The organism is Streptomyces sp. V4I23, from assembly GCF_030817975.1.
Lineage (GTDB): Bacteria > Actinomycetota > Actinomycetes > Streptomycetales > Streptomycetaceae > Streptomyces.
On sequence record NZ_JAUSZW010000004.1, the window covers coordinates 6,305,139 to 6,318,607 of the forward strand.

General features: G+C 71.2%; 13 protein-coding genes. 4 read left to right on the forward strand and 9 right to left on the reverse strand.

Annotated features, from left to right (window positions below):
• Positions 1–119: 119 nt before the first annotated feature.
• The 7 genes from QFZ82_RS30940 to QFZ82_RS30970 all read right to left on the reverse strand — a co-directional run bounded on the left by QFZ82_RS30940 (position 120) and on the right by QFZ82_RS30970 (position 6,917).
• The gene (locus QFZ82_RS30940) at positions 120–1,334 is read right to left on the reverse strand and encodes an acyl-CoA dehydrogenase family protein (RefSeq protein ID WP_307716271.1); all 1,215 of its coding nucleotides are present in this window, start codon (positions 1,332–1,334) and stop codon (positions 120–122) included.
• Positions 1,335–1,341: 7 nt separating this feature from the next.
• The gene (locus QFZ82_RS30945) at positions 1,342–2,361 is read right to left on the reverse strand and encodes a phosphotransferase family protein (RefSeq protein WP_307716272.1); all 1,020 of its coding nucleotides are present in this window, start codon (positions 2,359–2,361) and stop codon (positions 1,342–1,344) included.
• Between the two features lie 504 nt (positions 2,362–2,865).
• Positions 2,866–3,162, reverse strand: a complete 297-nt coding sequence (locus QFZ82_RS30950; protein WP_307716273.1) for a hypothetical protein — start codon at positions 3,160–3,162, stop codon at positions 2,866–2,868.
• Positions 3,163–3,404: 242 nt separating this feature from the next.
• Entirely contained in the window at positions 3,405–3,701 is a 297-nt protein-coding gene (locus QFZ82_RS30955) for a DUF202 domain-containing protein (RefSeq protein ID WP_307716274.1), read from the reverse strand.
• Positions 3,698–4,087, reverse strand: coding sequence for a YidH family protein (locus QFZ82_RS30960; protein WP_307716275.1), 390 nt, complete (start codon positions 4,085–4,087; stop codon positions 3,698–3,700). Before QFZ82_RS30960 ends, QFZ82_RS30955 begins: the two co-directional genes overlap by 4 nt.
• Before the next feature lie 22 nt (positions 4,088–4,109).
• Positions 4,110–4,640 (reverse strand): NUDIX hydrolase, encoded by a 531-nt coding sequence (locus QFZ82_RS30965; protein WP_307717899.1) that lies wholly within the window; start codon positions 4,638–4,640, stop codon positions 4,110–4,112.
• A gap of 168 nt (positions 4,641–4,808) precedes the next feature.
• On the reverse strand, positions 4,809–6,917 hold the full coding sequence (locus tag QFZ82_RS30970; RefSeq protein WP_307716276.1) for a M14 family zinc carboxypeptidase: 2,109 nt from the start codon (positions 6,915–6,917) through the stop codon (positions 4,809–4,811).
• 418 nt (positions 6,918–7,335) lie between these two features.
• Between QFZ82_RS30970 and QFZ82_RS30975 the strand changes: the two genes are divergently transcribed.
• Positions 7,336–8,001 carry a molybdopterin-dependent oxidoreductase gene (locus QFZ82_RS30975; protein WP_307717900.1) on the forward strand — a complete coding sequence of 222 codons (666 nt, stop codon included), beginning with the start codon at positions 7,336–7,338 and terminating at the stop codon, positions 7,999–8,001.
• Entirely contained in the window at positions 7,943–8,605 is a 663-nt protein-coding gene (locus QFZ82_RS30980; protein ID WP_307716277.1) for a cytochrome b/b6 domain-containing protein, read from the forward strand. Before QFZ82_RS30975 ends, QFZ82_RS30980 begins: the two co-directional genes overlap by 59 nt.
• On the opposite strand, the gene QFZ82_RS30985 is transcribed toward QFZ82_RS30980, so the two are convergent.
• Together QFZ82_RS30985 and QFZ82_RS30990 are read right to left on the reverse strand one after the other, a co-directional pair.
• Positions 8,591–10,018 carry a GntP family permease gene (locus QFZ82_RS30985; RefSeq protein ID WP_307716278.1) on the reverse strand — a complete coding sequence of 476 codons (1,428 nt, stop codon included), beginning with the start codon at positions 10,016–10,018 and terminating at the stop codon, positions 8,591–8,593. The two genes, QFZ82_RS30980 and QFZ82_RS30985, sit on opposite strands and share 15 nt — an antisense overlap.
• A gap of 59 nt (positions 10,019–10,077) precedes the next feature.
• A complete protein-coding gene (locus tag QFZ82_RS30990; protein ID WP_307716279.1) occupies positions 10,078–10,587 on the reverse strand; it encodes a gluconokinase in 510 nt (169 codons plus the stop codon).
• A gap of 158 nt (positions 10,588–10,745) precedes the next feature.
• Between QFZ82_RS30990 and QFZ82_RS30995 the strand changes: the two genes are divergently transcribed.
• Together QFZ82_RS30995 and QFZ82_RS31000 are read left to right on the forward strand one after the other, a co-directional pair.
• Positions 10,746–11,447, forward strand: a complete 702-nt coding sequence (locus QFZ82_RS30995; RefSeq protein ID WP_307716280.1) for a FadR/GntR family transcriptional regulator — start codon at positions 10,746–10,748, stop codon at positions 11,445–11,447.
• A gap of 214 nt (positions 11,448–11,661) precedes the next feature.
• Entirely contained in the window at positions 11,662–13,125 is a 1,464-nt protein-coding gene (locus QFZ82_RS31000; RefSeq protein WP_307716281.1) for an amino acid permease, read from the forward strand.
• Positions 13,126–13,469: the final 344 nt, after the last annotated feature.

The following is a 13,469-nucleotide window of genomic DNA, read 5'->3' on the forward strand; positions in this document are numbered from 1 at the left end:
CCGTGGCGGGGGGATGGGGGCGTCAGCCCCTATCGCTTCCCCCGTCAGGGGGTCTGGGGGCGGAGCCCCCAGTTACGGGAAGGGGCGGGGTGGGGGAAAACCCCCACCCCGCCCACCCCTCACATGTACTTCTTCAGCTCCCGCCTCGCCAGCGACCGCTGATGCACCTCGTCCGGCCCGTCCGCCAGCTTCAGCGTCCGCGCCGCCGCCCACAGTTCCGCCAGCGGGAAGTCCTGGCTCACGCCGCCCGCGCCGTGGACCTGCACCGCCTTGTCCAGGATGTCCACGACCGCCCGCGGCGTCGCGATCTTGATCGCCTGGATCTCGGTGTGCGCGCCCCGGTTGCCGACCGTGTCCATCAGCCACGCGGTCTTCAGCACCAGCAGCCGCAGCTGCTCCACGGTCACCCGCGCGTCCGCGATCCAGTTCTGCACGACGCCCTGCTGGGCGATCGCCTTGCCGAACGCCTCGCGGGACACCGCCCTGCGGCACATCAGCTCGATCGCCCGCTCGGCCATGCCGATCAGCCGCATGCAGTGGTGGATACGGCCCGGCCCGAGCCGCGCCTGGGCGATGGCGAAGCCGCTGCCCACCTCGTCGATCAGGTTCGACGCGGGCACCCGCACGTCGGTGAAGACGACCTCGGCGTGGCCGCCGTGCGAGTGGTCCTCGTAGCCGTAGACCTGCATGGCGCGGCGGACCTCGACGCCCGGGGTGTCCCGCGGGACCAGGACCATCGACTGCTGACGGCGGATGTCGTCGCCGTCAGGGTCGGTCTTGCCCATCACGATGAAGATCTGGCAGTTCGGGTTCATCGCACCGGAGATGTACCACTTGCGGCCGTTGATGACGTAGTCGTCACCGTCGCGGTCGATCCGGGTCCGGATGTTCGTCGCGTCCGACGAGGCGACCTCGGGCTCGGTCATGGCGAACGCCGAGCGGATCTCCCCGGCGAGCAGCGGCTCCAGCCACTGCTTCTTCTGCTCGTCGTTGCCGAACTGGGCGAGGACCTCCATGTTCCCCGTGTCCGGGGCCGCGCAGTTCAGTGCCGTCGGCGCCAGGTGCGGGCTGCGTCCGGTGATCTCGGCGAGCGGCGCGTACTGCAGGTTCGTCAGGCCCGCGCCGTGCTCCGCGTCGGGCAGGAAGAGGTTCCACAGGCCCTGCTTGCGCGCCTCGGCCTTCAGCTCCTCGACGATCGCCGGGGTGTCCCACGGTGACGCCAGCCGCGCGCGCTGCTCGTGCTCGATCTGCTCGGCCGGGTAGACGTGCTCGTCCATGAACGTGAGCAGTCTGGCGCGGAGTTCTTCCGTGCGGGCGTCGAATGCGAAGTCCATGAGGTACTCAGCCTTCCTGGAGGGTGGTGAGGCCGTGCTCGATGAAGACGGGGACGAGATCCCCGATGCGGTCGAAGCCGGCGCCGACGGTCTGGCCGAGGGTGTAGCGGTAGTGGATGCCCTCGAGGATCACGGCGAGCTTGAACCAGGCGAACGCCGTGTACCAGGAGATCGCCGAGGTGTCCCGGCCGGAGCGCCCGGCGTACCGCTCGATCAGCTCGTCGGGGGAGGGGTGGCCGGGCGCGGCCGCGGTGGTGCTGATGGGGGAACCGGGCAGTTCCAGCGGGCGGCTGTACATCACCAGCAGGCCGAGGTCGGTCAGCGGATCGCCGAGCGTGGACATCTCCCAGTCCAGTACGGCCGTGATCCGGTCGTCCTCGCCGATCAGGACGTTGTCGAGGCGGTAGTCGCCGTGGATGACGGCGGGCGCGGGGGAGGGCGGCAGCGAGCGCCCGAGGGCGGCGTGCAGCTCGTCGATGCCGGGCAGCTCCCGGTTGCGTGAGGCGTCCAGCTGCTTGCCCCAGCGGCGCAGCTGCCGGTCGAGGAAGCCCTCGGGGCGCCCGAAGTCGCCGAGCCCGACCGACTCGGGATCCACGGCGTGCAGGTCGACGAGCGTGTCGACGAGGGAGAGCGCCGCGTCGCGGGTGCGTGCGGGACCGAGAGCGGTGAGCTGTTCGGCGGTGCGGTAGGGCGTCCCGTCGACGAACTCCATGACGTAGAACGGCGATCCGATGACCGACTCGTCCTCGCACAGCAGCACCGGCCGGGGGACGGGCACCTCGGTCGTTGCGAGCGCGCTGATCACCCGGTGCTCGCGCTTCATGTCGTGGGCGGTCGCCAGGACGTGGCCGAGCGGGGGCCTGCGGACGACCCAGCGGCCGGTGCCGTCGGTGACCGCGTAGGTGAGGTTGGAGCGGCCGCCCTGGATCAGGCGTGCACTGAGAGGTCCGCTCACCAGCCCCGGCCGCTCGCGGTCGAGATGTCCGCGCAGCTGCTCGGGATCAAGGCCCTGTGGGGCTGGGCTCATGGTGCGCACCTCCGGAGGCGGTCCTGGTCGTGTCGTCCTGACGATCGCGTTTATGATGACCGACCAGTCGGTATGTCGTCCAGTGCGCCCGTGGAACCGATGTGTGGATCACACGCGAGAACGCGCCCGCCCCGGGCTGAGATGCGCGGCAGGCGGGCGCGTTCGGCCTGCGGACGCAGGCGGGACGGGTGCGTTCCGGCGAGGCGGGGCAGGCCGGAACCACCGTGTCACCCGGTGCGTGGGCCATGCCGCGGGGGTGGATCAGCCGTACCTCGACGTCCCCGACGTGCACGGTGAACCGGTCGTCGGGCGGACGGTCGGGGCGGTGATCCGGATGTCGCCGGAATCGGTCTGCGGCCGGATCGGATGCAGCCGGTGCTTTCTGGCCGGCACCTCGCGGCCGCCGGCGTCCGCCACTCCCCCCGGTCGGGCTGGTCGGCGCGAAATGACCCGCCGCGCCTGCCGGTTGGCTCCCGCCCGGGGGCGGCGGGGTGGGTCAGGGGATCAGTGGTCGTCCCAGTGGCCGTCGTGCTGGGCGTGCCGGTGTCCGTCGTGGACGTAGTCGACGTGGTCGCCGTGCACCACGGCGGGGTGCCCGCATCCGGCGCCGTGCTCATGGGTGTGGCTGCTGTGCGAGACGTGCTCGCCGGGCTCGCATTCGTCCCAGTGTCCGGAGTGCTTGCGGTGGAGATGGCCGTCGTGCGCGTAGTCGACGTGGTCACCGTGCGGGACCTCGGTGTGTCCGCAGGACGGTCCGTGCGTGTGCTCGTGGGCGGGGTGCTCCTGGTGGAGGACGGTCATGACACTCCCCTTGAAGTCCGGATTGTAATGATCTGCACCCTCCAGGCTAGTGTCCGCTCCCCGACCGGGCCGGGCGCCGGGCCGCGCTGCCCGCCGGGCGGCACGCGTGCCGCCACCTGCCGCACCCTGCGCGCTGCGACCGGCCCCGGTCACCCGGAGCCACGGCCCACGGCTACCGAGGTGGAGCACCGAACCCCCGCTCACGCCCCGGCCCGCGCGGCGGCGTCGGCGCACGGGCAGCCTCAGGTCACGACCGCGACGGCGAACGCCGCGAGCGCCAGGACGCAGCCCACCGCCGCGACGGCGGCCCGCAACGACAGCGTCGGCGGCCGGGCCGCGTCCATCGCGCCGATGCGCCGGTGCGCCACGGCCAGGAAACCCAGCCAAGCGGCCAGGCTCAGCCCGACCGCAGGCCACGCGTTTCCGCTCGCCTGCCGGGCGGCGAGCACCGCCACCACCGTGCAGGCCAGGGTGGTCCGACGCCACGCCAGGCGGGTCCGCTCGGGCTGCAGCCCCGGATCCCGCTCGGGCGCCGTCACACGTCACCCCAGGACACGACGACCACCATGGCGACGGACACGACCGCGACCACCAGCGCCAGCAGCGCGGGGAAACGGGATACCGGCAGATCCTCACCACGGCGCATCGCCCGCTCGCAGCGGACCCAGTGGTTCACGGCGCGCACGGCGCACATGGCGCCCGCCCCGATCAGCGCGAGCGCGAGACCCGCCCGCACGCCCCAGCGCAGATCCGGCAGGAACTGGTCGACGGCGAAGCCGCCGCCGATGAGCGCGAGCGCCGTGCGGATCCACGCCAGGAACGTGCGCTCATTGGCGAGCGAGAAGCGGTAGTCGGGGGTCTCGCCCTCCTCCCGGATCCGCCGGGGCGCGAACCACAGGCGCAGGCTCTGTACGAAGTCGCTCACGCCGGGCACCCTACCCGCGCCGTCACACCGACCGGTGGGCCCTGAGCCGCTCCCACGCGGCGAGGCCGTCCGGTACCCACTCCCACTCGCGCAGGCGCTCCTCCAACTCGCTCTCCGTGAGGAAGCCGTGCCAGGCGACCTCCTCGGCCTGCGGTTCCACCGGGAGCGTGCAGCACACCTCGTAGACGGAGGACCACCAGGTCTGCGCGGGATCGCCGCCGCCCTCGTACAGGAACGAGAACACCGGTACGGGGCGCGGCAGTCCGCTCACCCCGAGCTCCTCCTCGGCCTCGCGCAGGGCGGCGTCGTCGTACGTCTCGCCCGCGCCGACGACACCGCCGACGAACATGTCGTGCAGCGAGGGGAAGACGAGCTTGGTCGCGGTCCGCCGGTGTACGAAGACGCGTCCCTCCCCGTCGCGTACGAGGACGAACACGCACCGGTGCCGCAGTCCGCGCGCGTACGCCTCGCCGCGCGGCGCCTGCCCGATCACCCGGTCCTGTTCGTCGACGATGTCGAGGAGCTCGTCCGCGGAATTGCCTGCCGGAGTCATGGCAGCCATACAAGCATCACGCGAGGCCGCACCAGGCACCCGGTGCGGCCCCGCGGGTCCGTCAGCGGAACGTGGCCCGCACCGAGCCCCGGGCGGTCTCCACGCCCCGTTCCCGGAGCAGGGCGGCTCCCCGCGGGGAACGGGCCGCCGCCGGTGAGGTGTGCGGCATCAGCCCTGGCCCCACTTCTGCGCGCACGCCTTCAGATCGGCCTTGACCTGCTGGCCCCGGTCCACGACGACGGGCACGCGCTCCAGGACCTGTCCGTTCTTCTCGCACGTCAGGGTCCAGTTCTCGATCAGGCCGCCCGTCTGCTGCTCCGTGGCGTCGTACAGGGATGCGGTGAGCGTCCAGGACGGCGTGACGGAGGCCCAGTTCTCCACCCGCAGCACATAGGTGCCCTGCTCCGGGTCCTGGAGCAGCACCCGTTCCTTCTCGCCGACCGAGCCGGCGGAGCTGCCGACCTGGGTGAGGCTGCCGTCGGCGTTCCTGCGCAGCACGTACAGATCGAGATCGTCCGGCGTCGGCCAGTCGAGCTTCACCTCGAGGACGTCGGCGGCCCGGTCGACGGTGAACTCCTGCTCCGTCCGCTGCGCCGGTGCGGTCGTGCCCGTGTAGGTCTGCCGCTTCAGGGGCTCGGAGGAGATCACCTGGATCTGGCGGGCCTTGACGACGGGCCGGGTGGAGGGGTTCACGTGCCAGGTGTACGTGCCGCCCCGGCCGACGGTCATGGTCGTGTCCAGGGTGTCCGAGACACTGCCCGACCAGGTGGGAGTGGCGAAGGTCTTGCGCAGCCGCAGGGTCGCGCCCGCGGGCGCCTTGCCGCCGATCACCGCGTGGGTCCGCGCGTCCACGGCGCTCTCCAGCGCGAGGAGGTACGCCTCACGGTTGCCCTTGCCGGCGAATTCGCCCGCGCCGAGGTACTCGTCGACGACCTCCGGGAACGGCGGGTGGAACTCGTCGGGGCCGATCTCGAACGTGTACCCGTAGCCGCCGGTCGCGTTGTACGACCAGTCCTCGGTGGTGCCGGTGGTGTCGTACAGCTCCCAGCTGTGCTGGCTCGTGTAGCCGTTCTGGGCGGCCATCCGGTCGCCGAGCTCCGTCAGCGCGGCGTCGTCCGGCGGATCGCCGACGGGCTGCCCGCCGGGTCCGATCGTGTCGGGCGCGACCCCGCCGGGACTCAGCACCAGGTTGGAGAAGGTGTGGTTGGTGATCAGACCGGTCACCTGACGGCTGCTGATCAGCTCGCGGATGTTCTGCGTCTCCGGCTCCGAGAACGGCGCTGCGCCGCGGTACGTGGCCTGGACCGGCTCGGCGGCCGCTCCCGGACCGCCCCAGTACGCCCCGTAGTTGCGGTTGAGGTCGACGCCCGCTCCGAAGCCGCCGGGGCTGCTCGCGAGGGCGCACTCGTTCAGGAGCGGGGACAGCCCGTCGACGATCCGGCAGTTCTTGCGCTTGTACGCGTTCCCGGGAGTGGCCAGGATCGAGCCGGTGCCGCCCTCGTCGACAGGGCGCAGGTCGATCAACTGCCCGTCGTCGTAGGACTTCTGGAAGCCGTCGACGTTGACGACCGGCACGACGACGACGCGGGCCTTCTTCAGGAGCGCGGTGATGCGCGGGTCGCTGCCGTAGTTCTTCACCAGGTCGTGGGCGAACTCGATGGTGTGCTCGCCCGAGGGCCATTCGCGGGCGTGGTGCAGGCCGAGCATCAGGAAGACGGGGCGGCCGTCCTGCGCGGCGGTGACGTCGTGGGCGATCTCCACGCCGTGCACGGGCTTGCCCTCGAGGCTCCGGTGCCGCAGCGTGATCTTCTTGACCAGGCCGGGGTGTGCTGCGGCGAGCCGGTCGAGATCGGCGTTGTAGTCGTTCAGGCTGCGGTAGCTGTCACGCCCCGACGGCAGGGGCGAGGCGGCGGTCGCGGCCGCGTAGGCACGGTTGGCCGCGTTGATCTCGGACTCCCGCTGGACGAGGTCCGGGATGCGCGCCTGCCAGGTGAAGCCGGCGGCGCGCAGCGCGAGCGCGTCGCCGAGCCCGTGCAGGACGACCTCGCTGTGGCCGTGCGTCGCGTGCTCGGTCAGGTCGAGCCCGAGGGAGGCCAGTCTGTTCCTGTCCGCTCGGGTGGGGGTGTCCACTGTCACGAGCTGCGGCCTGAACTCCTGGTCTTCCGCCGCCGCGGCGGAAGAAGCCGGGGCGAGGGGAAGCAGCGCGCCCGCAGCGGCGGCGACCAGCGCGCAGGCGATCGCGGTGCGCCTGCGGGAACGTGGGAGAAAAACGACCACCTGAACTCCTTCTCAGAGGAGCTCTGTCCCGGCGGCCGGCTCGCCCTCGTGGGGCCGCGCCGCCTCGGCGGGACATCGCCCTGTCCGTGGTGGGGGGAGGCTGACCGGGAACGTAGCAGAGGCGGTGGCATGTACACGAGAGGGCCGGGAGGGGAAACGGAGGTCCCTGCTCCGGCCGGTCGGGCGGCGCTCCCGCGCACACGGGCACGGGCCGTGCGACGCCCGGTCGGCGGGGGTGTGACGGAAGTCTGACGTATCGCCCGGTTCCCTGGCCCTCACGCCGGTCACGTGCTCGAATCGAAGGGTGACCTCACACGACGGTGACGCGGAGCGCACCGAGCACACCGGCCCCGCCGGGCCGGCCGAGCGCGACGGCGGGACGGCCGGCACGCCCCTCGGCCGCCGGCTGGTGCTCGGCATGCTCGGCGTCGGAGCCGCCTCGGTCGCCGCCGCGCCCCAACTCCAGCGCGCGCTCGAGTCGTTCCTCGGCTCCGCCGCCGACAAGGACCCCACCGGCCTCACCGGGCTGCTGCCCAACGGCGGCGGCTTCCGCTACTACTCGGTCGCCTCCTCCGTCCCGCGCCGGAACGGGACGAACTACCGCCTCACCGTCGACGGCCTCGTCGAACGCCCCGCCGCCTACACGCTCGCCGACCTGCGCGCCCTCCCGCAGACCCGGATCGTGCGCGACGTGCAGTGCGTGACCGGCTGGCGCGTGCCCGACACCCCGTTCGAAGGCGTGCGGCTGTCGCTGCTGCTGGACGCGGCCGGGGTACGACCCGAGGGCACGGCCGTCCGGTTCACGTGCTTCGACGGCACGTACAGCGAGAGCCTCACCCTCCCGCAGGCCCGTCGTGACGACGTCCTGGTCGCCCTGCGCATGCAGGACAAGCCGCTCAGTCACGCCCACGGCGGCCCCGCCCGGCTCTACGTCGCGCCGATGTACTTCTACAAGTCGGCGAAATGGCTCTCCGGGATCACCGTCACCTCCCGTGTACGGCCCGGCTACTGGGAGGAGCGCGGCTATGACGTCGACGCCTGGGTCGGCCGGTCCAACGGGCGCAGCGACACCCTCACCGTCTGAACCGCCCACCCGCGTGCGCCGGTTCAGCCGGGCCGAACGCTGGGTGCACCGCACCACCGCCGCCCTGATGCTCACCTGCGTCGCGACCGCCGCCGCCCTGTACGTACCGCAGATCGCCGAACTCGTCGGCCGCCGCCATCTCGTGGTCACCGTCCACGAGTGGGCCGGCGTGCTGCTGCCGGTGCCGTTCCTGCTCGGCCTCGCGTCCCCGGCCTTCCGCGCCGACCTGCGCCGGCTCAACCGCTTCCGCCCGCACGACCGCACCTGGCTGCGTGCCGTACGCCGCCGGGACCACCGGCTCCCGTCCCGCCCGGCGGGGAAGTTCAACGCCGGGCAGAAGATCTACGCGGCCTGGATCGCGGGCGCGGCCCTGGTCATGCTCGGCACCGGCCTGCTGATGTGGTTCACGGACCTCGCCCCGCTGGTGTGGCGCACCGGCGCGACGTTCGTGCACGACTGGCTGTCGCTGGCCATCGGCATCGTGCTGGCCGGACACATCGGAATGGCGCTCGCCGACCCGGAGGCACGCCGTGGCATGCGCACCGGGTCGGTCGAGCGCCAGTGGGCCCGCGACCACCACTCCGAGTGGCTACAGGACGAGTGACAGCAGCAGTACGAAGACGATGCCGACGACCGAGATGATGGTCTCCATCACCGACCAGGTCTTGATCGTCTGGCCGACGTTCATGCCGAAGTACTCCTTCACCAGCCAGAAGCCGGCGTCGTTGACGTGGCTGAAGAACAGCGAACCGGCGCCGATCGCGAGGACCAGCAGGGCCGCGTGGGAGGTCGACATGTCGGCCGCGAGCGGCGCGACCAGTCCTGCCGCGGAGATCGTCGCGACCGTCGCCGAACCGGTCGCCAGCCGGATCGCCACCGCGATCAGCCAGGCGAGCAGCAGTGTCGGGATGGCCCAGTCCTTGGAGAAGTCCAGGATCATCTGGCCGACACCGATGTCGATCAGCGTCTGCTTGAAGCCGCCGCCGGCGCCGACGATCAGCAGGACGCCCGCGATCGGGGCGAGCGACTTCTCGACCGTCGAGCCGATCCGCTCCTTGGTGAACCCCGCGGCGCGGCCCAGGGTGAAGATGCCCACCAGCACCGCGGCGAGCAGGGCGATCAGCGGCGAGCCGATGACGTCCGTGACGCGCTGGAGGCCGTTCTCGGGGTCGTCCACGATGATGTCGACGAGCGCCTTGGCCATCATCAGCACGACCGGCAGCAGCACGGTGGCGACGGTGGCGGCGAAGCTCGGGCGCTTGTCCAGGTCGTCGGAGGCGCGTTGGGCGGGGGTCTGGGGGGCACCCCCGGTTGAGAACAGCATCTTCTCCGGCGCGGGGATGTCCACCCACCGGGCCGCGAACTTCGAGAACACCGGGCCCGCGATGATCACCGTGGGTATGGCGACGACCAGGCCGAGGGCGAGGGTCACACCCAGGTTGGCGCCGATGGCGTCGATCGCGACCAGCGGGCCGGGGTGCGGCGGGATCAGGCCGTGCATGACGGACAGGCCGGCGAGGGCCGGGATGCCGATCCGCATCAGCGAGTAGTTGCCGCGCTTGGCGACCATCAGCACGACCGGGATCAGCAGGACGATGCCGACCTCGAAGAACAGCGGGAGTCCGATGATCGAGGCGATCAGCACCATCGCCCACGGCATCGCGCGTCCGCCCGCCTTGGCCAGGATCGTGTCGACGATCTGGTCGGCGCCGCCCGAGTCGGCGAGCAGCTTGCCGAGGATCGCGCCCAGGGCGATGAGGACGCCGACGCCGGCGACGGTGCTGCCGAGGCCGGTGCTGAAGGAGGCGATGGCCTTGTCGAGCGGCGCCCCGGCGAACGCGCCGAGGGCGAGCGAACCGATGGTCAGGGCCAGGAAGGCGTGCAGCTTGAACCTGGTGATGAGCAGGACGATGACGGCGATACCCGCCAGGACGGCGATACCCAGCTGAGCGTTACCCGCCGAGGTGATCGGCTCGACGGTGTCCGCTGCCAGCATCTCGACGCTGAGACTGGTCACGGTGATTCCTTGTCACGGAAGGGGACGGTGGGAGGGGGACGGGGGTACGGGGACGGAGGTCAGGAACCGAGCGCGCGCAGCGCGGCGACGGCCCGCTCGGTGATCTCCTCGGGGGTCCCGGACACGTCGACGGCGACACCCGCCTCGTCGTCACCCAGCGGCTGGAGGGTGGCGAACTGGGAGTCGAGGAGCGCGGTCGGCATGAAGTGCCCCTTGCGCTCCGTCATGCGCCGCTCGATGAGCGCGCGGTCGCCGGTGAGGTGCAGGAAGACGACTCCGGGCGCGGCGGCCCTGAGCCGGTCGCGGTACACGCGCTTGAGCGCCGAGCTGGAGACCACGCCGCCGTGTCCGGCCCGCTCATGGGCCCAGGCTCCGATGGCGTCCAGCCACGGCCGGCGGTCGTCGTCGTCCAGCGGGGTGCCGGCCGACATCTTGGCGATGTTGGCCGGGGGATGGAAGTCGTCGCCCTCGGCGTACGGGACGCCCAGGGCGGCGGCGAGCAGGGGGCCGACCGTGGTCTTGCCTGTGCCTGCCACGCCCATCACCACAACGACGTGAGGGGTGCTCATTACGTGCCTCGCTGTCTTCTTCGACATCCGACATCGGTCCGTCGCGCTACTGAAACCCATTAGGTACGACTTATTCAAGAGTCCGAGACACAAACGTCATACTTTTTGTTCCCGGGTCCCCTCGGCTCCCGCCGGTGGCCCACCCGTAGGCTTTGCCCATGACCACAGAAGGCCGAGGGCTTCACACGCACGTGCTCGACACCCTCGGCCTGGCGATCACCGCGGGCGCATACCCCGCGGGGAGCGTCCTGCGCACCGACGAGGTCGCCCAGCGCTTCGACGTCTCACGCACCGTCGTCCGGGAAGTGGTCCGGGTCCTGGAGTCCATGCACCTCGTGGAGTCACGGCGCCGCGTCGGCGTGACCGTACGGCCCACCGAGGAGTGGAACGTCTACGACCCGCGCGTCATCCGCTGGCGCCTCGCCGGCGCCGACCGGCCGCGCCAGCTGCGCTCCCTGACCGTGCTGCGCTCCGCGATCGAACCGGTCGCGGCCTCCCTCGCCGCGGTCAACGCCACCCCGGAGCAGTGCGCCGCCCTCACCCAGGAGGCCATCGGCATGGTCGCCACCTCCCGGGGCCACCAGCTGGAGGGCTACCTCGAGCACGACATCGCCTTCCACCGGATCGTGCTCAACGCCTCGGGCAACGAGATGTTCGCCCGGCTCGGCGACGTCGTCGCGGAGGTCCTCGCGGGCCGGACCCACCACCACGTGATGTTCGACGACCCGGACCCGGCGGCCGTGACGCTCCATGTGCAGCTCGCCGAAGCCGTTCGCGAAGGCGATGCGGCGCGTGCGGAGAGGCTCACCAGGGAGATCGCCGCCGGCGCCCTGGAAGAGCTGGATGTCCTCGCACCCTGAACCGCATGGCATCCTTGCTTCACATTGGCGAAACCTCTGAAATACCTCAGATCTATGTCTGAGTGAGGTTGACCACTGCCAAAATCCCAGGGTTGCCCTGACTATGAGCCATCAGGCTCTCTGGGCACCCACGCCGTGCCGCGGCACACCGCACAGAGCCGCCGGCGCACAAGGCCGGGTACCGCACACCCCCTCACGAAGGCGAACAACCTCAATGAGTGACCGCACCATGGCTGCGGCCGACACGCCTGTCGCCGCCGCGACGGGCACCCCCCACGTAGACGCCGGTGACGCCGGGTACCGCAAGGACCTCAAGTCACGTCACATCAACATGATCGCCATCGGCGGCGCCATCGGTACGGGGCTCTTCCTCGGCGCCGGCGGCCGCATGGCCAACGCCGGTCCGTCCCTGTTCATCGCGTACGCGGTGTGTGGCGTCTTCGCTTTCTTCGTCGTCCGCGCGCTCGGCGAGCTGGTGCTCTACCGGCCCTCCTCCGGCGCCTTCGTCTCCTACGCCCGTGAGTTCATGGGCGAGAAGGGCGCCTACACGGCCGGCTGGCTGTACTTCCTCAACTGGTCGACCACCGCGATCGCCGACATCACCGCCGCCGCGACCTACGCCCACTTCTGGGCCATGTTCAGCGACATCCCGCAGTGGGTCCTCGCCCTGATCGCCCTCGCCGTCGTCCTCACCGCGAACCTGATCTCGGTGAAGTACTTCGGCGAGATGGAGTTCTGGTTCGCGATCATCAAGGTCGCCGCGCTCGTCGTGTTCATGCTCGTCGGCATCTTCCTCGTCGTGACCTCGCACGACATCGGCGGCCACACCCCGGGCCTCGCCACCATCTCCGACAACGGCGGCATCTTCCCGAGCGGCGTCATGCCCATGCTGCTGCTGATCCAGGGTGTCGTCTTCGCGTACGCCTCCGTCGAGCTGTGCGGCGTCGCCGCGGGCGAGACCGAGAACCCCGAGAAGATCATGCCCAAGGCGATCAACTCGATCATGTGGCGTGTCGGTCTCTTCTACGTCGGCTCCGTCGTGCTGCTCGCCCTGCTGCTGCCGTACACCGCGTACTCCGGCGACGAGAGCCCCTTCGTCACCGTCTTCGACAAGCTCGGCATCCCGGGCGCGGCCGGCGTCATGAACCTCGTCGTCCTCACCGCGGCCCTGTCCAGCCTGAACTCCGGCCTGTACTCGACCGGCCGCATCCTGCGCTCGATGTCGATGTCGGGCTCCGCGCCGAAGTTCACCGGCGTGATGAACAAGGGCGGCGTGCCCTACGGCGGCATCCTGCTCACCGCCGCCTTCGGTGTCCTCGGTGTCGGCCTGAACTACGTCATGCCGGGCGAGGCCTTCGAGCTCGTGCTGAACTTCGCCTCGATCGGCATCATCGGCACCTGGGCGATGATCATGGTCTGCTCGCTGCTGTTCTGGCACCGCTCCAAGGACGGCCGGGTCACCCGCCCCGGTTACCAGCTGCCCTGGGCCCCCTACACCCAGCTCGTCACGCTGTTCTTCCTCGCCTCCGTCCTCGTCCTGATGTGGATGGACGGCGGCATCGGCCGCACCACCGTCAACTGCCTGCCGCTGATCGCGGCCGCGCTGGTCGGCGGCTGGTACGTCGTCCGCAAGCGCGTCGGCCACATCGCGGCCGAGCGCGAGGACGTCCGCGCCTGATCACAGCGAAGGCCGGGCTCCGCGGGACATCCCGCGGGGCCCGGCCTTCGCCGTCTGCCAGTGCCCGTCGTACGTCCACCGTGGTGACCGGCGGTCCCGCGGCCGGTCACCGTGATGCGCCCGTTCGGGGCCTGATCCGCCGCCCGCGCCGCACGTCGGACACGGGGGCGGCCGCGAGCGCGTCAGCACCCGGGCCGGGCGCCGTTGTCCCCCCGGCGGACATGGGCCACGGCCGGCCGGCGCACCCGCGGGCGGCGTCGCCGGACGCCACGCGCCTGGCGGAAATCGTCCTCTCCCGCGGCATCGTCGGCATACCGTTCGAGCCATCGCGGCGCGCGCCGTGA